The sequence below is a fragment of the Trinickia symbiotica genome (genome assembly GCF_003028655.1).
Lineage (GTDB): Bacteria > Pseudomonadota > Gammaproteobacteria > Burkholderiales > Burkholderiaceae > Trinickia > Trinickia symbiotica_A.
On record NZ_PYUC01000014.1, the window covers coordinates 65,342 to 84,573 of the forward strand.

The window sequence follows — 19,232 nt, forward strand, 5'->3', positions numbered from 1 at the left end:
CGCTCAGGCCTCCTCTACCGTCTTAGGGCTGTTGCTATTCCCGCCGCCGCGCACGCCGCCCACCGCGCCGAAGAGCTCGATGCGCGGCTTGGCCGGCGCCGCCGCCGTTGCCGCTCCCGCGAACTCGGCGCGCGGTTTCGCGGCACCCGGCGTGGCGTGAGACGTGAACAGCTCGGCATGTTCTTTCGCTCGGGCGCGCGCGTGGCGCGCCGCGCGCGCTTCGGCCACCTGCTTCGCGAGTTCCTGCTCGCGCTCGGCGACGCTCGGCTCCTGTTGCAGCCGCAGCTTCTTGACCATCGCCTGGCCCGTCGCCGGCATGAATGCGACCTTGCGCGGATGCACGCCCTGCAGGTCTTCAGCGATGATGCGGATCTTCTCGAGCGCGAGATAGCGGCGCGCGAACTCGGCGTTGCGATCGCCGATGTTGATGGTCGTCATGCCGGCGAGCACCGCCGCGCCGCCGAACACCTTCGCCTCGAAGCGCTCGCGCCGGCCGCCCATCTTGATGAGCTCGTTGATCAGCACTTCCATCGCGTAAGCGCCGTAGCGCATCGATTCGGACGCGGCCTGCGTCGGCTCGCCGTCGTCGGGCAGCATGAAGTGGTTCATGCCGCCGATACCGGCCGTGCGGTCGTGGATGCAGGCCGCCACGCACGAGCCGAGCACGGTCACGAGCACCATGTCGTCGCCCGTCGTATAGAACTCGTTCGGCAGCAGCTTCACGCCACGGCGATTGAAGTGGTTGTCGAAGTAATGATTGGTCGCGATCGGCAGGCTGCTCATACCTCGGCCTCCTGCCCGCGTCTTGCCGCGCTGCCGCCCGCCGCCGCGCGTCCCGTCGCCTGCGCGCGCGCGCCCGCTCCCGTATCGCGCGTGAGCTCGTAGACGGTCTGCCCGCGCAGCCGGAATGCCTGCGTCACATAGGTGAAGTTCTCCGAGTGACCGGCGAAGAGCAGCCCGCCCGGCTTCACGAGCGGCTCGAAGCGCGCGAGCACTTGCGACTGCGTCGGCTTGTCGAAGTAGATCATTACGTTGCGGCAGAAAATCGCGTCGAACTGAGTGCGCAATCCATAATCGGTGTCGGTCAAATTCAATTGCTGAAAGCGGATCATCGCACGCAGCTCGGGCCGCACCTTCACGAGGCCCGCATGCGGGCCGGTGCCCTTCAGGAAAAAACGCTTGAGGCGCTCCGTCGAAAGCGGCTTTACTTGGTCGAGCGAGTAGACGCCCGCCTCGCCCTTCGCGAGCACCTGTGTGTCGAGATCCGTCGCGAGGATCGTCGCCTGGCGCGCGGCCGAATCGCCGAGCGCCTCGACGAGCGTCATCGCGATCGAATAGGGCTCCTCGCCCGTCGAGGCCGCCGAGCACCAGATCGAGACCGGCTGCTGACGGCGCTTGACGAACTCGGCCAGTATCGGAAAGTGATGCGCCTCGCGAAAAAACGCCGTGAGGTTCGTCGTCAGCGCATTCGTGAAGGCTTCCCACTCGGCCGCGTCCTGCTCGGACTCGAGCAGATCGAGATAGCGCCGAAAGCTGTCGAGCCCGCGCGCGCGCAGGCGCCGCGCGAGGCGGCTGTACGCCATGTCGCGCTTATGGTCGGACAGCGAAATGCCCGCGCGCCGATAGATGAGTTCGCGAATGCGCGCGAAGTCCGCCGCCGTAAACTCGAAATCGCGATCGCCAAAGCCGGCGCGCTCGGCGAGGCCGGGGCCGCTTGGCTCGACCCCATCGGGCCGCTCGGATGCGCGCGCTATCGTCATGGTCCTACTCTTTTCGTTCCGTCACTTCGTCGCTTCGTGTCTTCGTCGGGGCGGTCAGGCCATCTTCTTCGGCTGCGTCTTCGTCTTCGTCTTCGTGCTCAGAACGTTTCCCAGTCATCGTCGGAGGACTTGCTCGTCGACACGGCTGCGGCCATGGCCGGCGCCGGCTTCGCGGGCTGGGCGACGCTCGGCTTGGCGGGCTTCGTCGGCAACGGCCGCGCGGCCGTCGAGGCGGTGCTCGCCGTTGCCGGCGGCGTCGCGTCGGACTCGTGATGCGAGTGCGCGGCTTGTGCGCTGGCCTGCGCAACGTTTGCCTTCGGCGCCGTCGAATCGTGCGATGCGTTGGCGGCCGATACAGCCGAATGCGTTGCGCGCGACGACGCGGCGGAGGCAGGACGCGACGCGGTGCGGGCGGGTTTCGCAGACGGCAGTGCCGGCTTGCGCGATACCGTGGCCGTCTGGGCCGCCGGCGACGCCGGCGCCGCATGCGACATCGAAGCCCTACCGCCACCGCTGGCGGGCGCATTCCCATTGCCGTTGACGCGCCAGTGGCTCACCTCGGCCTTCAGTTGCCGCGTCTGCTCTTCGAGCGAGGCCGCCGCGGCGGCCGCCTGCTCGACGAGCGCCGCGTTTTGCTGCGTCACGTCGTCCATCTGCACGAGCGCGCGATTGACGCCTTCGATGCCCGTCGACTGTTCTTCCGACGCCGCGCTGATCTCACCCATGATGTCGGTCACGCGGCGCACGGCCTGAACGATTTCCTCCATCGTCGAGCCCGCGCGGCCGACGAGCTCGGAGCCGCTCGCCACCTTGTCGGCCGAATCGCCGATGAGGCCCTTGATCTCCTTGGCCGCCGCCGCGCTGCGCTGCGCGAGGCCGCGCACTTCGCCCGCCACGACCGCGAAGCCGCGGCCCTGCTCGCCCGCGCGCGCCGCTTCGACGGCTGCGTTGAGCGCGAGAATGTTCGTCTGGAACGCGATGCCTTCGATGACACCGATAATGTCGACGACCTTGTTCGAACTCGTCGCGATGTCCTGCATCGTCGTGACGACCTGGCTCACGACCTCGCCGCCGCGCATCGCGATATCGGACGCGTTGACGGCGAGCTGGCTCGCCTGCCGCGCGTTCTCGGCATTCTGGCGCACGGTGCCCGTGAGCTGATCCATGCTCGAGGCCGTCTGCTGTAGCGAAGACGCCTGTTCTTCGGTGCGCTGCGAGAGATCGGTGTTGCCCATCGAGATCTCGTGCGCGCCGACGTCGATCGACTCGGCGCCGCTCGCCACCGCCTTCACCATCGCCGTGATGCTGTCCTGCATCTTCCTGATGCCGGCGAAAAGGCGGCCGACCTCGTTCTTGCTCGTCACGTCGACGGGGCGCGTGAGGTCGCCTTCGGCAATGCGCTCGAAGTGCTCGATCGCATCGTCGAGCGGCTTGACGATGAGGCCGCGCAGCGCCAGGCGAATGACGACGATGAGTACGATCGCGAACACACCGATCCCGACGATGAGCGACTTCATCAGCGATATCTGGGATTCCGCCTCCGCGCGCATTTGCTCGACATGCTGCTGGCGCGCCTTCACGACACTGCTCGCCGTCTGGCCGAAGGCGACGAACATCGGGCTGATCTTCATATTGGCGATCGCCTGGTAGCCGGCCAGATCTCCCGCGCGCAGGGCGGCGAACTCGGGCTCGACGCCGTCATGCATGAGCGTGGCATAGCGCGTCGAGAGTTCGGACAGAAGCGCGGAATCGAGCCCCGCCTTCGGCGCGTTCTGGAACGCCTGCCACGCTTCACCCGCCTTTCCGTAAAGCTCCTGGGCCCGATCGAGTACCTTCTTCGCCTCGTCGGCGTTGTTCGCTTCGGTCAGCGCGCGAAATCGGTCGAGCGCGATTCGAGAGCGCAGCAAATCGGCGCCCGTATCGTCGAGCGAATGAATCGCGGGCAAATCGTCGAGCGCAAGCGCGTCGAGCGTGCGGCCCGCTCCCGAGAGCGCGGTGAGCGCGAGCGCGCCGACGGCGAGCGTCAGCGCCAGGAACACCGCACCCATCGCCGTGAGCGTCGTGCGAATCGACCAGTTGTGCAGCATTTCTCGAATCTCCGTGTCTTGCTGGCGAACGCGGCACCGGCCGCGCCCGGCGATATGACGGGCGCGACGCGTGTGTTTATCCGGCGAACGAGTCCATCAGCGCCATTTCCTTGCTGGTCATCAGCTTCTCGATGTCCATCAGGATCAGCATGCGGCCGTCGACGGTGCCGAGACCGGTCAGGTACTCGGCCGTCAGCGTCGCGCCGAACTCGGGCGCGGGCATGATCTGGTCGGGCGTCAGCGTCAGAACGTCCGAGACGCCGTCCACGACCATGCCGACGACGCGATGCGCGACGTTGAGGATGATCACGACCGTTTGATGGTCGTATTCGACGCGGCCCAAATGAAACTTGATGCGCATATCGACGATCGGCACGATGATGCCGCGCAGATTGATGACGCCCTTGATGAACTCGGGCGCATTGGCGATGCGCGTCACGCTGTCGTAGCCGCGGATTTCCTGCACTTTCAGGATGTCGATGCCGTACTCTTCGGCGCCGAGCGTGAAGACGAGGAATTCCTGTCCGTTCGCGTCGGCCTGCTGCGCGTCGCGGCGTCCGCCGGCGACGAGCGCGTTGTTCGTATTGCTGACTTGGAGTTCTGCCACGTTAGCCCCCACCACGGTTGGGAATTACTAAAAGCTCATTGCGCCATGCGAGGCGCGAGAATCGCGGATCAACGCCGCCACGTCGACGATCAGGGCGACGCTGCCGTCGCCGAGAATCGTCGCCGCCGAAATGCCGTGCACCTTGCGGTAGTTCGTTTCGAGGTTCTTCACGACGACCTGCTGCTGACCGACGAGCTCGTCGATCAACATCGCGAAGCGGCGGCCCTCGGTCTGCATGATCGTGACGATGCCTTGCGTCGGATCGGTGCGCGCGCCTTCGACCGAGAAGATCTCGTGCAGCGCGACCACGGGCAGATATTCGCCGCGCACGCGCACGACGCGCTCGCCGTTCGCGACCGTGTAGATATCGTCGGCCGACGGCTGCAGCGACTCCATCACGAAGTTGAGCGGCAGGATGAAGATTTCGTTGCCGACTTTGACCGACATGCCGTCGAGGATCGCGAGCGTGAGCGGCAGGACGATGCGCGTCGTCGTGCCCTTGCCTGCCTGCGATGCGATCTCGACATGTCCGCCCATCGACTGAATGTTGCGCTTGACGACGTCCATCCCGACGCCGCGGCCCGAGACGTCGGTCACCTGGTCCGCCGTCGAGAAGCCCGGCATGAAGATGAGGTTCCAGACTTCCTCGTCCGTCATCGAGTCGCTGACCTGCATCCCCTGCTTGGCCGCCTTCGCGAGAATCTTGTCGCGGCGCAGGCCGGCCCCGTCGTCGCTGACTTCGATGACGATGTTGCCGCCGTGATGCGCCGCCGACAGAACCAATTGCCCCGTCGGATCCTTGCCCGCGGCGCGGCGCGCCTCGACTGTCTCGATGCCATGGTCGAGGCTGTTGCGCACGAGGTGCGTGAGGGGATCGATGATTCGCTCGATGAGACTCTTGTCGAGCTCGGTCGCCTGGCCGAACGTGACGAGCTCCACTTCCTTGCCGAGCTTCGCGGCGAGGTCGCGCACGAGGCGCGGGAAGCGGCTGAAGACGTAGTCCATCGGCATCATGCGGATCGACATCACCGCTTCTTGCAGATCGCGCGCATTGCGCTCGAGCTGCGCCATGCCGTTGAAGAGTCGATCGTGCAGTGCCGGGTCGAACGTGCTCGTCGTCTCGGCCAGCATCGCCTGCGTGATGACGAGCTCGCCGACGAGGTTGATCAGTTGGTCGACCTTCTCCACGCCCACGCGGATCGAGCCGCCCTCGCTCGTCGCCGCGGCGGCGGCCGGGCGCGCCTTGCGCTCGTCGGCGCTCGCGGAGGAAGCGGACGAAGGCGAAGAAGCCGATGAAGTTGACGATGAAGCAGCCGACGGTGCGGTAGCCGGCACTGTCGGCTTCGGCTGGGATTGTGCGTCAGGCTGCGCGTCCGGTTGAGCGGCCCGGGCCGGGGCCGGCATCGTCGCGGGTGCGGGCGCAGGTGCGGGCACGGCTTGCGGCGCCGCGGTCGCGGAGGCTGAAGCCGATGCAACGTCCGGCTGCGCCGAGGCTGCGGCTCCCGCGACATCCGCCGAGGCCTCCCCTTGCGCGCCCGGCGCCGTGCCGCGCCCGATCACGATCTGGCTTTCGTCGATCACGAAGCACAGCACGGCGGTGATGTCGTCGGTCGGCACGTCGGTCTCGAGGTAGACGATCAAGTCGCCGCCGCTCTTCGCCTGTTCGACGATGTGGCCCAGGTTGCCCAGTTCTTCGATGAGCAGCGCCTGGTCCTTCTCCCCCACCCCCCGTAGCGTCACTTTCAGGTGAGGTCCTGCATCCGTTGAAGCCGGGCCCGCCTGCGCCGCATCCGGCACGACAGCGTTTGCGGTGCCGTGCGTCGCATCGATCGCCTGGTCGACGACATGATCGGGCGCCATGCCTTCGGCCGCGCCGCCGGCGGCGCTCGCTTGCACCGCGGGTGCGGGCACCGGCGCCGGAGCCGACGCGACCGCCGCCGCGGGGGCGGCCGCCGGGGCCGAAGCTTGCGCCGGCTCGCCATCGCGCAAGCGCTCGAGCTTGGCGCAAATCGCGGCGGCTGCCGCGGCGTCGGGTTCGGCGCTGGCGCGATAGGCGGCGAGCTGATCGGTGAGCACGTCCTTCGTTTCGAGGAACGTGTCGATCATGTCCTTGCGCAACGTCAGCTCGTTGTTGCGGGCGCGATCGAGCAGCGATTCGAGAATGTGCGTCGTTTCAGTAAGCGCCGCGAAGCCGAACGTCGCCGCGCCGCCCTTGATCGAGTGGGCCGCGCGGAAAATGGCCGCGAGGTCCTCCGGATCGGGCGTGCCGACGTCGAGATTCAGCAGCAACTGCTCCATCTCGCCGAGCAGTTCGTCCGCCTCGTCGAAGAACGTCTGATAAAACTGTGTGATGTCGAGTGTCATGCGTCAGTCACCGCGAAGAATCATGAGGGCAGCGCCGCGATCAATTCGGTCAGCGTGTCGAGATCGAGCGGCTTGGCGATCCAGCCCGTCGCGCCGGCCGCGCGCGCCGCGTCCTTGAACGCATCGCCGTCCTCCGTCGTCAGCACGAAGATCGGCGTGGCCTCGTAGGCCGGCTGCGAGCGCAGCGCGGCAATCACATCGAGGCCGCTTCTCCTCGGCATGTACTGATCGGTCAGCACGAGATCGAACGGATGCGGGTGCGCGAGCGCGCTCGCGAGCCCCTCGTCGCCGTCGGCCGCCACGGTCACCTCGTAGCCCGCCTCGCGCAGCGTCGCGGCGAGGATTTCACGCATCGCGGCCGAGTCGTCGATCGCCAAAATGTCCCTGATCATGAGTGCCTCACTGCTTGCCCGTCGATCCGGCCTGCTCGCCCGGCGCCTTCAGAAGCGGGGGCTGCATCTTCTGCGCGAACGAAGTCGCGCCGGCGGCGTCGTTGGACAGCGTCGTTGTTGTACTGTCGTCGCGCATCACCGCTTCCTCGGATTTACGGTTAAGCACGATGATGCTGATGCGGCGATTCTCCGGATCGAGCGGATCCGCCTTGTTGAGGTTTTGTGTCGACGCGAGGCCGAGCACGCGCAGGACCTTGCCTTCGTCCATGCCGCCTTCGACGAGCTCGCGCCGCGACGCGTTCGCGCGGTCGGCCGAGAGCTCCCAGTTGGTATATCCGCGACCGTTGCCGGCATAGGGCACGGCATCGGTGTGGCCTTGCACGACGATATGATTCGGCACGTCGTTCAACGTCTTGCCGATCGCCCGCAGGATGTCGCGCATGTAGGGCTCGACGTCGTCGCTCGCCGTGGCGAACATTGGCCGCTTTTGCGTGTCGACGATCTCGATGCGCAGGCCCTGCAGCGTCGAATCGATGCGGATCTGCTGCTTGAACTGCCGGAGGATCGGGTTCGCCTCGATCGCAGCCATCAGCTTCACCTGCAGATCGTGCAGGCGCTCCTGCTCGCGCCGCTCGAGGGAGCCCTTGAGCGGATCGACCGCTTGGTCGTCGTTCTGCGCGGTCGTATGCGTCGCCTTGTCGGTCGAGCCCTCGGTGCGGCGCGTGACGCCGGCCGCATCGGTCGAGATGTCGCGGCCGCCGCCCTTCAGAATGCTCGACGAATCAGCGCTGCGATCGCCGCCGAAGAGCGCCGCCTTCAGCGGCTGCTGAAAGTATTCCGCAATGCCCTTGAGCTGGATCGGCGTCGCGGCCGACAGCAGCCACATCAGCAGAAAGAACGCCATCATCGCGGTCATGAAGTCCGCATAGGCGAGCTTCCATGCGCCGCCGTGGTGCCCCTTCCTTGCGGGCGCCACGCGCTTGACGACGATCGCTTTGTCCTTGCCCTTGCTCATCCGCGCGCTTCCTCGAGTCGTGCTTTGCCGCTTGCCAGGTTGGTTCGCCGTCCGCCCTTACTTCGCCTTCACGCGGCGCACGTGCTCTTCGAGCTCGGCGAACGACGGGCGTTCGGTCGAGAAGAGCACCTTGCGGCCGAACTCGACGGCGATCGCCGGCGCATAGCCGTTCAAGCTCGCGAGGATCGTGACCTTGATGCACTGAAACATCTTCGTGGACTCGGCCACGCGCTGCTCGGCGAGGCTCGAGAGCGGGCCGATGAGCCCGTACGAAAGCAAAATGCCGAGGAACGTGCCGACGAGTGCCTGCGCGATCATCGCGCCGAGCACCGCGGGCGGCTTGTCAGCCGACGCCATCGTATGGACGACGCCCATCACCGCGGCGACGATGCCGAAAGCCGGCATTGCGTCGCCCGTGCGCATCAGCGCGTGCGCGGGCCCCTCGCCTTCGGCGTGATGCGTTTCGATTTCCTCGTCCATGAGGCTTTCGATCTCGAAAGCGTTCATGTTGCCGCCCACCATGAGCCGCAGGTAGTCGGTCAGGAACTCGACGATATGCTTGTCCGCGAGGATCTTCGGATATTGCGTGAAGATAGGGCTCTTCTCGGGGTCGTCGATATCAGCCTCGAGCGTGAGCGTGCCCTCCTTGCGCGCCTTTGCAAGCAAAACGTAAAGAAGCGCCATCAGCTCCATGTACACGTCCTTCGTGTACTTCGAGCCCTTGAACAGCGTCGGCAGCAGCTTGACCGTCGCCTTGATCGTCTTGAGCCCATTGCCGAGGATGAACGCCCCGAGCCCGGCGCCCATAATCATGAGCGCCTCCTCCGGCTGCACGAGCGCGCCCAGATGTCCGCCCGCCAGCGCATAGCCGCCGAAGACGGACAGCACAGTCACGAGTGTTCCCACGAAAATCAGCACTGCCGGGTCCTCACAATGGTCGGCGGAGACCGCCGTTGATCAGGTTTACGGCAGGCGGGCCGAAACTTTGAGGACGAATGCGCGTAAACGGCTGTATTGCGGCGGTAGCAGTCCACCGCGGGAACCGGGACGTGCGTCGACACGCAAAGCTTCCGTCGAAGCGGGTAAATCATGCCGAAAGGCGGCCGGACGCTCAGGCCGCCTCGGCCAGGCTGGTCACGGCCGTCTTGGCGGCGGACTTTTTGGTTTTGCCGGCTCGCGAAGGCGGCTGGCAGAGCCCGCAGACGAAACCGTTCTGTGGATCGTGCGCATGCGCGACGAATTGACCTTTGCAACGCACGCAAGCGGTCATCTGGAGCATGCCCGACTCGAAAAAACGCACGAGGGTCCAGGCACGCGTGAGCGAAAGAAGCGGCTCGTCGCCATGCAAGGCCGCATGCTCGAGATAGAGCCGGTAACTTTTGACGATGCTCTGAATCGTTTCACAGCGGCCATGCAGCGCCATGAACCGGTAAATATTGTAGAAAAGCGAGGAATGGATGTTCGGCTGCCAGGTCATGAACCAGTCCGTGGAAAACGGCAGCATGCCCTTCGGCGGCGAGACGCCTTTCAATTCCTTATAAAGCTTGATGAGCCTGTCGCGCGAGAGGCTGGTTTCAGCCTCGAGCAACTGCAATCGCGCGCCGAGTTCGATCAGCTCGATCGCCAGCGTGATTTCCTTGACTTCGAGTACTACGCTCTTCGTTGCCATATCAGCCTCCCGTCCCCAAGGGGACTTCCTTCCGGGCCCCGGTTCCGCCCCGGGGGAGGCTGAAGCCCCCTCGCGACCTGCAGGTGCGCCGCAGGCGCGCCCAGGAAGTCTCCGTGTGGGAGGGGGCAGCGAACGATAGTGAGCGTGGGGGTCGTCTCATTCTCATTCCAGCTTGAGCTCGCGCGGTCAGCCGATCGTTTCGGCCGGCTGGCCCGCCATCAGGATGGCCGAATGCGAATGCGAGAGCGCCGACGATTTGCCTTTATCGGCCAGCGTCGAAAGCACGGCGTGATCGTCGAAGCGGAAGCGGCATAAAAGCTGGTTCGAGGCGGCGAGCTTCACCGTCTGCGCGAGCGTGAGGTTTGCCAGCACGTCGGCAAGCTGGTCCGAGATGCCCATGCGGAACATCCCCATTGCCCGGTCCTCGCGCAGCAGTCGTTGGGCAAGCAGCAAATACGACAGATTGACGTCTTTGATCTCGCTGAGCGTTTCGCTGGTTGCGTCCATGATTTCCCCCGTTCGATGCCACACAACTCCGATGCGGTGCTCGGTCATTCGGAAACGTTTGCCCGAAGCGGCGAAAACGCCGCGCACAAGCCGACCCTTCTTGGGCCTGGCGCAATTGTGTCAAATTGTAAAAAGACTGGAAATCGGAAGAAGAACCGCGGGGCGTATCGGAACTATCTGGAAAACATGTACGAATTATTCCTACATCGGGCCGCGTTCTTGCTCTCTCGGAGACGGGCAACTGCGTGCGAACCCGCGCCGGGCGGGGCACTGCGGGGGAAATCCATGGCGCGATGGGCGGCGGGAGCCAAGCCAATTATAGGGAGAGCGGTCGCTGCTTTGCAATAAATGCTTGCGCCCGCGCGACCCCGAGCAGACCTTGCGCGCGCCTTGCGAACAGCTCGCGCAGCGTCGGCGCGCCCGCTCGCGCCCCCGCTGTTTCGGGCTGTAACAAGGGTTAAGGGTTTGAAAATGCGCTAATCAACAGCGCGTCCGCTCCCGATAATGACAACCAAGGACCTTATGCGGCGCAGCAGCGAAAAACGGCGCCGCTCTTTTTAAGCAAGGAGATTCCCGTATGCGAATCGCTCAAATCGCGCCGCTTTACGAGGCCGTTCCCCCGAAGTTCTATGGCGGTACCGAGCGCGTCGTGTCGTACCTGACCGAAGCGCTCGTCGAGCTCGGCCACGACGTGACGCTGTTTGCGAGCGGCGACTCGGTGACTTCGGCTACGCTCGAAGCGGCGTGGCCGCGAGCCCTGCGGCTTGACCCCTCGATTCGCGATCCCCTCGCGCCGCACATGCTGCTGCTTGAGCAAGTGCGACGTCTCGCGTCCGACTTCGACGTGCTGCATTTCCATCTCGACTACCTGCCGTTCAGCCTTTTCGCGAACGCCGGAACGCCGTTCGTGACGACGCTGCACGGGCGGCTCGACCTGCCCGAGCTGCAGCCCGTCTTCAACACGTTCACGGACGCACCGGTCATTTCGATATCGCAGTCGCAGCGCACACCGTTGCCGCAGGCCAATTGGCTCGGCACCGTCTACCATGGGCTGCCCTCGGGACTGCTCACTCCGCGCACGCAGGAGGAGCCCGAGTATCTGGCGTTCCTCGGTCGCATTTGCCCGGAAAAGCGCGTCGATACCGCGATTCGCATCGCGGCCATGAGCGGGTTGCCGCTCAAGATCGCCGCAAAAGTCGACAAGGTCGACCGCGAGTACTTCAAAACGGAGATCGAACCGCTACTCGGCGAAGCCCATGTCGAGTTCATCGGCGAGATCGACGAGACGCAAAAGCCCGAATTCCTCTCGCGCGCGAAAGCGTTGCTGTTCCCTATCGACTGGTGCGAGCCGTTCGGGCTCGTCATGATCGAAGCGATGGCCTGCGGCACGCCCGTTGTCGCGTTCAACCGCGGCTCGGTGCCCGAAGTGATCGACCACGGCGTGACCGGGTACGTCGTCGAAGACACGCATAGCGCTGTTGCCGCCGTACAGCGACTCGACGAGCTCTCGCGCGAAGAAATCCGCGCTCAGTTCGAGCGGCGCTTCACCGCGCAGGCGATGGCGCGCGCCTATGTCGAGAAGTACGAAACGCTGATCGAGCGCACCGCTCGGCGCCCCGCGCTGCGCAGCGTCGCGGCGGGTTGATGTGATGTGCGACGGTCGTTGCGCGGCGCCAGTGGCGGCTCGCAAGCAGGCCTTCGGCGGCGCGCATCACAGCCCACTCACTCTTTGATGAGATAGCGGTCGCGGTTCTTGCCTTGCATCCAGCCCGGCACCCGGCCGCGGCCGCTCCACGTCGCCCCCGTCTTCGGATCCCGGTACTTCGCCGGCAGCGGTGCTTTCTGAACGCTGCCTTTGCGGGGACGACCACGACGAGGCGCTTCCGCGAAACCGAGGTCACGCGCGGACAGACCGAATTCGGCGATTTTTTGTTGAATGTCGGCGATGACGTCGGCAAGCTCGGCACGCCTTACTTCGTCTGCCTGCGCCTGCAGCTTCGCAATCTGTGCCTTGAGTTCTGCGTATTGGGACATCGTGGTCTCCCTGGATAAAAGAACAATGCGTGCCCGGAGGTTAGTCGGAACGCGCAAAGCTGGCAATGCTCAATTCACCTGGGTTTACCAGGCAATCATATGATAATTCTCGAGCCCGCGCCTACCGTGGGTAATGCCACATTAACGCAATGAAATATTTCCGTTCGTGACGCATTCAGGGAATTCACTAATTCGCTTGAGCGTTGCGCGAGTCGCTGCGTAATGCCGGATGGCTCGAAGCCGATGCAAGTCGAATGCATCGAATTCCCCCGCCGTAGAGAGCATGGGCGAGCTTGCAGTCGACTGAGCCGCCCAATGAGGCCGGCGCGGCTATCAGGAAGTCAATTCGTCGGTGATCGAAAAGAGCTTGCGAAGCTGATGCGCGACCCCGGCTTCGAAGTTGTTGCCGATGCGCGGCACTCGCGGCAGCCGCGCCATCAGTTGTGGATTCGCGTTGTTCATCATGAAAGGGTGGCCGGCCGTCTCGAGCAGATCGATGTCGTTCATGTTGTCGCCGAAAGCGACGCAGTTCGCATTGTCCGCGCCGAGGCGCGCCAATACGAATTGCAGCGCCCGGCCTTTCGAAACATCGGCGCTCATGACTTCCAGACAGTCGGGCAGCGAATAAGTCACGTAAAGCGTTTCGCCGAATTCACGCTCGAGATTCGCCGCCACGTACGCAAGGTCGTCGGGCTCGCCGATATAGAGCACTTTGGCAATATCGTCCCCGTCATGCTCGAGCGGATCGACGATTTCATAGCGAAATCCGGAGTCTCGATGGAACGCGAGCAAATGCGGGGCATCGCGATCGATGAGCCAGGCGTCATCGGCAAAAAGATTGACGATGACGCGCCGATGCTCTCCCGCGATCTCGGGACGCACGAGCTTTCGCACGGTCGCGGCCGGAAGATTGAGCCCGTGAATCAGCGTGTCGTCGGGCGCATGCACGCGCGCGCCGTTCGATGTGATGAGGTACGGACGGATCCCGAGCACGTCGCGAATGCCCGCGACGTCGCAGTAGTGGCGACCCGTCGCGATGACGAAATGGATCCCTTCTTCGGCCAGCCGCCGCACCGTCGCCACCGTGAAAGGATCGAGCTGATGCTCGCTGTTGAGCAACGTCCCATCGAGATCGGTAGCGATGACTTGATACATGGCTTCAGGACAAACGGGCCGAAACGGCGAGGCCGCCATTTTAACGTGGCGAGTGCGTTTGGTCCGGCGGCCGCGCGCCGGCCGCTCGCCGCGCGAGCTCGAGCGCGCCATGTGCGGAATCGGCGCGCGGCGCGACGAGCCGGTTGCTATGAGAGCTCGGAACGTGCGCGCGCAACGGCTCCCCTAGGCCGCCGCAAAGCGCTACGGGCAGCCTCGCGGCGGGATCCAGGGCGTCGATCAGCCGGGCGATGTCGCGTCCCGCCTCGGCGAGCAGCCGCATCGCAAGCGGATGCGTTCGATGCGCGAGCACAATGGGCGCGAGACTCGCATAGGCGGCTTGATTCGCGGCGCAGAGCCAGACGACGAGGCTATCGCGGTCATGCGCGCCCGTTTGCGCGAGCAGCGCATCAGAAAACGCATCAGCCGGGGCCCGGCCGTCCAGCACTTGCTGCGCATGCACGATCGCGCGCAAGCCGAGCCATGCACCGCTTGCCTCGTCTCCTGACGGGAAGCCATAGCCGCCGGCGATTCGGCAACTGCCGTCTTCAGCGAGCACGGCCGCGATGCTGCCCGTGCCGAGCGCGACGATGACGCCTGCCGATCCACCATGCGCGCCGAGCAAGGTCGTGTAGGCATCGCTCTCCACGGCGAGCGCGGCGAGCCGCGGCGCTTGGGCCTTGAATGCGGCGAGCCATTCGCGATTGTTGACGCCCGCGAGCCCGCCGCCGAGTGCGCAGCGCGACCATTCGAGCTCCAACGCCGCGCGCTCGAAGGCCTGCATGACGGCCGTGCTAATTGCTGCCCACGCACGATCGGCGCCTAGCGCGAGCGCCGACGCGCCGCCCGTGGCTTGGGCGAGCTCATTGCCGCTCGCTGCGTCCGCCAGTACGACACGCGTACCGCTGCCGCCGCCGTCAACACCGACGAGGAACTGTGCTGCTCGCGCTGCTTCTTCGATACTCATAGACGTGCTCGATGTCGCTCTATATCCAGTCTGATTGGACGTTTGTCCCGCATCGGTCGCGGCACGCATCGCGTCTTTCGATTGCGCTTCGCGGACGGCACCGATGAGCAAGCGTATCCGCTTCGCGGTTCGCCGCCAATCTCCCATTCGGCCAAGTTGCCGCGCACCGCGGATCCGTTATTCTTCTTGCCCAGGCACGGCGAAACCGATCCGAATCGCGCCGGCGCCAACGCAAAACGAGGAGCCTCCGAATGACCGAGCGCTGCAATTGGGTAAGAACACCGGCCGACGAGCAGTATCACGACACCGAATGGGGCGTCCCGTCTCGCGACGACCGGCATCTTTTTGAAATGCTCGTGCTCGAAGGCGCGCAAGCGGGGCTCTCATGGTCGACGATCCTCGGCAAGCGCGAAGGGTATCGCCGCGCATTTGCCGATTTCGATGTCGAAGCCGTCGCCCGCTATACGGAAGCGGATATCGAGCGGCTGATGAGCGATGCCAGCATCGTGCGAAATCGTGCCAAGCTCGAGGCCGCCGTCGCCAACGCGCGCGCTGTATTGCGCATCCAGGCGGAGCACGGCTCGCTCGCGAACTTCGTTTGGTCTTTCGTCGATGGGGAGCCGATTCAGAACGACTGGGCGCTGTACAAGGAGCACGCGCCCGCTTCGACGCCCCTATCGGACGGGCTGAGCAAGGCGCTCAAGGGGTACGGCTGCAAGTTCGTCGGCTCGACGATCTGCTATGCGTTCATGCAGGCCGTCGGCATGGTCAACGATCACCAGACGAGTTGCGCCTGGCGAGCACGGTGCGCCAAGCTGGCCAAAGCGAAGCCCAGCAGAAAGAAGTCGGCGTGACACAAGTCGGCGTGACACAAGCCGGCATAACCAACGCCGATATCAGCAAAGCCTGAACAACCCAAAACCAAAGCGAGCAGATCCGTGACCCAAGCCGCTGGACCGCGGCTCGTGCCGGCAACCTCTGCAAACGCCGTTGCCCTCACAAAATCCGTCGCGCAAAACAAAACGGCGGCGCGGCTCCATTCCGGAGCGCACCGCCATCTGTCTGAAGCCTCCGCATGCGAGCCATGCCCGACATGCGGCAACGCTCGCTCAGTGGAGCTTTTTCGGCAGCATCTGGCTGCGCAGGCGCTTGTGCAAGCGCTTGACCGCGGCGGCCTTCTTGCGCTTGCGCACGGCCGTCGGCTTTTCATAGGTCTGGCGCTCGCGCAGCTCGGCGATCAGTCCGTTCTTTTCGATGGCGCGGCGAAAGCGGCGAATCGCCACCTCGAACGGCTCGTTTTCCTTCAGCAAAATCGTCGTCATCTATTTTCCAGGTACGTTCAAGTGCGTGGGGCGGCATGACGGGCACGCGCCGCTTCCGCCGGCGCGGCGGTTCCCTTCGCAGGATCCCATTAGGGTTCCCTTGCAGGCCGCGCCCCCATGCCCCGCACCTTTGGGAAAACCCGCTCGGTCGGCGTCGAGACACGGACGAAACGGTGGATGGTATCAGAACTCGGGAGCGATTGCTAGCCCGCCGTGATTTCCGCCGGAGCTGTCCGCAATGATGACCGAATGATGACGAGAATGGCGCAGGCCTCGCGCCGACGGTTCGCCCGTCCCAGGGCTGGAGTAAGCGCCCGTAATCGGCCCGCGGCAAGAGCGCCTGCGCGCCGCTCATCACACCGTCGCGACGGCCTATCCGACCGGCGCGAAATGCATTCGTCAGCTATTTCGTTCAATCCTTCCCTAAAGTTTCTTCCCGCCCTCGCCGACAACCAGGACAGGCGGGCAGCGCCAATCGTGGAAGCGCGACGCCGAACCCGTACGGCCTTGTTTTCTGGACGTTTTCACACGAGGAAAGAAATGCTCAACATCAACACAAATATCCTGTCGCTGCAGACGCAGACGAACCTGTCGGGCACGCAAAGCGCCCTGTCGCAAGCCATCAACCGTCTGTCGTCGGGCAACCGCATCAACACGGCTGCCGACGACGCCGCCGGTCTCGCGATCGCCACGCAGCAAACCGCGTCGATCAACGCGCTGAACCAAGGCGTGATGAACGCCAACAACGGTATCTCGATGGTTCAAACGGCGAACGGCGCCCTCTCGTCGATCGTCTCGAACCTGCAGCGTATCCGCCAGCTGGCGGTCGAATCGGGCGACGGCTCGCTCGGCACGGCAGCGCAAGCTGACCTGCAGACGGAAGTCGGCACGCGTCTCGGAGAAATCAACCGCGTCGAACAGCAAACGTCGTTCAACGGTCAAACGCTGCTCGGCGGCGGCCTCGGCTCGAGCGGCAGCGTGAGCTTCCAGGTCGGCGCGAGCGCAAACCAGACGATCACGGCGGACTTCGGCACGACCACGTGGAACGCGGGTGGCCTCGGCGTCTCGTCCGTGGACGTCAGCACGACGTCGGGTGCGCAAAACGCCATCACCGCGATCGATGCCGCGCTGACGCAAATCTCGACGTTCCAGGCGACGCTCGGTGCAACGCAGAACACGTTCCAGGCCGCGATCACGAACACGCAAACGGAATCGACGAACCTGACGGCTTCGGAATCGCAGATCGTCGGCGCCGACTTCGCGCAAGAAACGGCGAACCTGTCGAAGGCTCAAGTGCTGCAGCAAGCCGGTATCTCGGTGCTCGCACAAGCCAACTCGCTGCCGCAACAAGTGCTGAAGCTCCTGCAGTAAGCTACGCACTTCGCGTGACGAACCGAGGTTCGGTTCGTCACGGCGCGGCAGGCGCCAGCAGCGATTAAACTCCTGTCGCACCATCGTCGGCCGATCACCGGGAGGCATGCCTCCCGTTGTGCATTGAGCATCGGCTGACTCGAAGCAAGGACTGACTCAACCCTAAAGACAACGGAAGCGTGTGGAGAGCATGACATGAGCACTATCACGACGACGGGCGTCAACGGCACTTCGAACAGCGAGAGCACACTGCTCCAGCAAGCGGCGCAATCGATTCTGTCCGGCCTGACGAACTCGACACTCGACGTAAGCTCGCTCGTCTCCTCGCTCGTGACCGCAAAGACCGCCGGGCAGCAGCAGACGATCACGAACGCCATTTCGAGCGACAACACGATGCTCTCGGCGCTCGGCAGCATGCAGTCGGCGCTGTCATCCGTGTTGAACGCGCTGGCCGGTCAAACGTCGACGGCCGGCCAGGCTGGCAGCCTCGTCGATGGCACCATCTTCCAGTCGCTCAGCGCGACGTTGAGCGGCAGTGGCATCACGGCCTCGACGACGACGGGCGCAGCCGCGGGCACCTACTCGATCAACGTCACGCAGATCGCAACGGCTAACCAGATTTCATCGAAGGCTTATGCGAGCGGTGCCACGCTCGGCACGGGCACGCTGACGATCGGCGTGGGCAGCGGCTCGATGTCGATCACGCTCGACTCGACGAACAACACGCTGCAGGGCGTCGCCAATGCAATCAACAATTCGTCGAGCAACCCGGGCGTGACGGCTGCCGTCGTCACCGGCACGGACGGCCAGCACCTCGTGCTCACGTCGACGCAAACGGGCGCCGCGAACACCGTCACGGTATCGGGCGGCGCCGGCGTCGATTCGGGCATGGCGACGGCTAACTTCACGCAAGTCACCACGGCTCAAGACGCGAAGCTGACGATCAGCGGCACCTCGATCGATAGCGCGAGCAACACGATCACGAATGCGCTGACGGGCGTCAACCTGGCGCTCACGAGTGCATCCGTCGGCACGACGCAGACGCTGACCATCGCCCAGAACACGACGGCAATCTCGAATCAGATTCAAAGCTTCGTGACGGCGTACAACCAGTGGATTTCGACCGAGACGTCGCTCTCCTCGTTCAACGCAAGCGCGGCACAGGGCTCGCAAGCCGGACCGCTGCTCGGCGACGCCATGCTGAACTCCGCCGTGAACGGCATATCGTCGATCATGAGCAGCGGCATCACGGTGGGGGGCACGACATACGATCTCGCGCAGATTGGCATCAACCTCAATCACGACGGCACGCTCTCGCTCGATACGTCGAAGCTCAATTCGACGCTCGCGACGTCGCCTTCCACGGTCTCGGCGATCTTCAACGGCACGAACGGCTTCGGCGAGCAGTTGAACGCCTTCATCAGTTCGTACACCGATTCGGCGACGGGCCAGATCACGCAGCGCGAGTCGTCGCTCAATTCCGACCTGGCGGCGCAATCGCAGGCGCAAACGTCACTCACGGCCTGGGAGCAGACGCTAACCGCGCAGTATCAGGCCCAGTTCACGCAGTTGAATACGCTGATGGCGCAGACGACGAACGAAACGAGCTACCTGAACCGGCTCTTCGGCGGCGGCGGCCTCTCGGGCTCGCTCAACAGCAAGTAACGCGAAGGACCGAACGAGATGTCTCAGGAAGCGCTTGCTCGCGCGTACGAACTCAGCCGGACCATCGTTGCCGCCCTCGAGGCGGGCGACTGGCAGATTGCGGCCGACGTTTCCAAGGAGCGCGCTCCGCTCCTGATGTCGCTTGACGCCGGTCAGAGCGAAGAGAACCTCGCGATGATCCGGGAAATTCAAGCGATGAACGCCGTGATCATCGAGAAGGCGCGCGAAGCACGCGACATGTGCTCCTCGCGCTTTTCGGAGGCGCGGCGCGGCATCGAAGCGGCCCGCCTCTATCGGAAAACACAGAGGCTACGCTAAGG

At 64.5% G+C, this 19,232-nt stretch carries 19 protein-coding genes; 5 read left to right on the forward strand and 14 right to left on the reverse strand.

The window, feature by feature from the left end; genetic code table 11:
* Positions 1–3: 3 nt before the first annotated feature.
* The 10 genes from cheD to flhD form a co-directional block, all read right to left on the reverse strand.
* Entirely contained in the window at positions 4–783 is a 780-nt protein-coding gene (gene cheD / locus C9I57_RS24805) for a chemoreceptor glutamine deamidase CheD (RefSeq protein WP_107153243.1), read from the reverse strand.
* The gene (locus C9I57_RS24810) at positions 780–1,760 is read right to left on the reverse strand and encodes a CheR family methyltransferase (protein ID WP_107153244.1); all 981 of its coding nucleotides are present in this window, start codon (positions 1,758–1,760) and stop codon (positions 780–782) included. The genes cheD and C9I57_RS24810 overlap by 4 nt, the downstream gene beginning before the upstream one ends.
* 98 nt (positions 1,761–1,858) lie before the next feature.
* Positions 1,859–3,847, reverse strand: coding sequence for a methyl-accepting chemotaxis protein (locus tag C9I57_RS24815; RefSeq protein ID WP_107153245.1), 1,989 nt, complete (start codon positions 3,845–3,847; stop codon positions 1,859–1,861).
* Between the two features lie 76 nt (positions 3,848–3,923).
* Positions 3,924–4,454, reverse strand: coding sequence for a chemotaxis protein CheW (gene cheW, locus C9I57_RS24820; protein ID WP_018441490.1), 531 nt, complete (start codon positions 4,452–4,454; stop codon positions 3,924–3,926).
* A gap of 27 nt (positions 4,455–4,481) precedes the next feature.
* The gene (gene cheA, locus C9I57_RS24825) at positions 4,482–6,818 is read right to left on the reverse strand and encodes a chemotaxis protein CheA (protein ID WP_107153246.1); all 2,337 of its coding nucleotides are present in this window, start codon (positions 6,816–6,818) and stop codon (positions 4,482–4,484) included.
* Between the two features lie 20 nt (positions 6,819–6,838).
* Positions 6,839–7,210, reverse strand: coding sequence for a response regulator (locus C9I57_RS24830; protein WP_018441488.1), 372 nt, complete (start codon positions 7,208–7,210; stop codon positions 6,839–6,841).
* Between the two features lie 7 nt (positions 7,211–7,217).
* Positions 7,218–8,225, reverse strand: a complete 1,008-nt coding sequence (gene motB / locus C9I57_RS24835) for a flagellar motor protein MotB (RefSeq protein WP_107153247.1) — start codon at positions 8,223–8,225, stop codon at positions 7,218–7,220.
* Between the two features lie 57 nt (positions 8,226–8,282).
* On the reverse strand, positions 8,283–9,143 hold the full coding sequence (gene motA / locus C9I57_RS24840) for a flagellar motor stator protein MotA (protein WP_018441486.1): 861 nt from the start codon (positions 9,141–9,143) through the stop codon (positions 8,283–8,285).
* A gap of 193 nt (positions 9,144–9,336) precedes the next feature.
* Positions 9,337–9,894, reverse strand: a complete 558-nt coding sequence (gene flhC, locus C9I57_RS24845) for a flagellar transcriptional regulator FlhC (protein ID WP_018441485.1) — start codon at positions 9,892–9,894, stop codon at positions 9,337–9,339.
* A gap of 186 nt (positions 9,895–10,080) precedes the next feature.
* Positions 10,081–10,401 (reverse strand): flagellar transcriptional regulator FlhD, encoded by a 321-nt coding sequence (gene flhD, locus C9I57_RS24850; RefSeq protein WP_258187808.1) that lies wholly within the window; start codon positions 10,399–10,401, stop codon positions 10,081–10,083.
* 577 nt (positions 10,402–10,978) lie between these two features.
* On the opposite strand from flhD, the gene C9I57_RS24855 reads away from it, so the two are divergent.
* On the forward strand, positions 10,979–12,046 hold the full coding sequence (locus C9I57_RS24855) for a glycosyltransferase family 4 protein (RefSeq protein ID WP_107153248.1): 1,068 nt from the start codon (positions 10,979–10,981) through the stop codon (positions 12,044–12,046).
* Positions 12,047–12,123: 77 nt separating this feature from the next.
* Here the strand turns inward: C9I57_RS24855 and C9I57_RS24860 are convergent, their stop codons facing one another.
* From C9I57_RS24860 to C9I57_RS24870, 3 genes are all read right to left on the reverse strand, one after another.
* Positions 12,124–12,435 carry an H-NS histone family protein gene (locus tag C9I57_RS24860; protein ID WP_107153249.1) on the reverse strand — a complete coding sequence of 104 codons (312 nt, stop codon included), beginning with the start codon at positions 12,433–12,435 and terminating at the stop codon, positions 12,124–12,126.
* Positions 12,436–12,768: 333 nt separating this feature from the next.
* Positions 12,769–13,590, reverse strand: a complete 822-nt coding sequence (locus tag C9I57_RS24865; RefSeq protein ID WP_107153315.1) for a Cof-type HAD-IIB family hydrolase — start codon at positions 13,588–13,590, stop codon at positions 12,769–12,771.
* Between the two features lie 40 nt (positions 13,591–13,630).
* Positions 13,631–14,554, reverse strand: coding sequence for a BadF/BadG/BcrA/BcrD ATPase family protein (locus C9I57_RS24870; RefSeq protein ID WP_107153250.1), 924 nt, complete (start codon positions 14,552–14,554; stop codon positions 13,631–13,633).
* 251 nt (positions 14,555–14,805) lie between these two features.
* Here C9I57_RS24870 and C9I57_RS24880 point away from each other — a divergent pair, with 251 nt between their 5' ends.
* Positions 14,806–15,408: a DNA-3-methyladenine glycosylase I gene (locus C9I57_RS24880; RefSeq protein ID WP_107153252.1), complete on the forward strand. Its 603-nt coding sequence runs from the start codon at positions 14,806–14,808 to the stop codon at positions 15,406–15,408.
* Positions 15,409–15,663: 255 nt separating this feature from the next.
* On the opposite strand, the gene rpsU is transcribed toward C9I57_RS24880, so the two are convergent.
* Positions 15,664–15,876: a 30S ribosomal protein S21 gene (gene rpsU, locus C9I57_RS24885; RefSeq protein WP_018441477.1), complete on the reverse strand. Its 213-nt coding sequence runs from the start codon at positions 15,874–15,876 to the stop codon at positions 15,664–15,666.
* 540 nt (positions 15,877–16,416) lie between these two features.
* Here rpsU and C9I57_RS24890 point away from each other — a divergent pair.
* The 3 genes from C9I57_RS24890 (at position 16,417) to fliT (ending at position 19,230) form a co-directional block, all read left to right on the forward strand.
* On the forward strand, positions 16,417–17,247 hold the full coding sequence (locus tag C9I57_RS24890) for a flagellin domain-containing protein (protein ID WP_107153253.1): 831 nt from the start codon (positions 16,417–16,419) through the stop codon (positions 17,245–17,247).
* Between the two features lie 195 nt (positions 17,248–17,442).
* A complete protein-coding gene (fliD, locus tag C9I57_RS24895) occupies positions 17,443–18,912 on the forward strand; it encodes a flagellar filament capping protein FliD (RefSeq protein WP_107153254.1) in 1,470 nt (489 codons plus the stop codon).
* An 18-nt stretch (positions 18,913–18,930) separates the two neighbouring features.
* Complete coding sequence (gene fliT, locus C9I57_RS24900) at positions 18,931–19,230, forward strand: flagellar protein FliT (protein WP_107153255.1); 300 nt, start codon at positions 18,931–18,933, stop codon at positions 19,228–19,230.
* The last annotated feature ends 2 nt before the right edge of the window (positions 19,231–19,232 follow it).

Coding starts and splice junctions, on each gene's coding strand:
- cheD (WP_107153243.1), bottom strand. CDS start 783: ATGAGCAGCCTGCCGATCGCGACCAATCATTACTTCGACAACCACTTC.
- C9I57_RS24810 (WP_107153244.1), bottom strand. CDS start 1,760: ATGACGATAGCGCGCGCATCCGAGCGGCCCGATGGGGTCGAGCCAAGC.
- C9I57_RS24815 (WP_107153245.1), bottom strand. CDS start 3,847: ATGCTGCACAACTGGTCGATTCGCACGACGCTCACGGCGATGGGTGCG.
- cheA (WP_107153246.1), bottom strand. CDS start 6,818: ATGACACTCGACATCACACAGTTTTATCAGACGTTCTTCGACGAGGCG.
- C9I57_RS24830 (WP_018441488.1), bottom strand. CDS start 7,210: ATGATCAGGGACATTTTGGCGATCGACGACTCGGCCGCGATGCGTGAA.
- motB (WP_107153247.1), bottom strand. CDS start 8,225: ATGAGCAAGGGCAAGGACAAAGCGATCGTCGTCAAGCGCGTGGCGCCC.
- flhC (WP_018441485.1), bottom strand. CDS start 9,894: ATGGCAACGAAGAGCGTAGTACTCGAAGTCAAGGAAATCACGCTGGCG.
- flhD (WP_258187808.1), bottom strand. CDS start 10,401: ATGGACGCAACCAGCGAAACGCTCAGCGAGATCAAAGACGTCAATCTG.
- C9I57_RS24855 (WP_107153248.1), top strand. CDS start 10,979: ATGCGAATCGCTCAAATCGCGCCGCTTTACGAGGCCGTTCCCCCGAAG.
- C9I57_RS24860 (WP_107153249.1), bottom strand. CDS start 12,435: ATGTCCCAATACGCAGAACTCAAGGCACAGATTGCGAAGCTGCAGGCG.
- C9I57_RS24865 (WP_107153315.1), bottom strand. CDS start 13,590: ATGTATCAAGTCATCGCTACCGATCTCGATGGGACGTTGCTCAACAGC.
- C9I57_RS24870 (WP_107153250.1), bottom strand. CDS start 14,554: ATGAGTATCGAAGAAGCAGCGCGAGCAGCACAGTTCCTCGTCGGTGTT.
- C9I57_RS24880 (WP_107153252.1), top strand. CDS start 14,806: ATGACCGAGCGCTGCAATTGGGTAAGAACACCGGCCGACGAGCAGTAT.
- rpsU (WP_018441477.1), bottom strand. CDS start 15,876: ATGACGACGATTTTGCTGAAGGAAAACGAGCCGTTCGAGGTGGCGATT.
- C9I57_RS24890 (WP_107153253.1), top strand. CDS start 16,417: ATGCTCAACATCAACACAAATATCCTGTCGCTGCAGACGCAGACGAAC.
- fliD (WP_107153254.1), top strand. CDS start 17,443: ATGAGCACTATCACGACGACGGGCGTCAACGGCACTTCGAACAGCGAG.
- fliT (WP_107153255.1), top strand. CDS start 18,931: ATGTCTCAGGAAGCGCTTGCTCGCGCGTACGAACTCAGCCGGACCATC.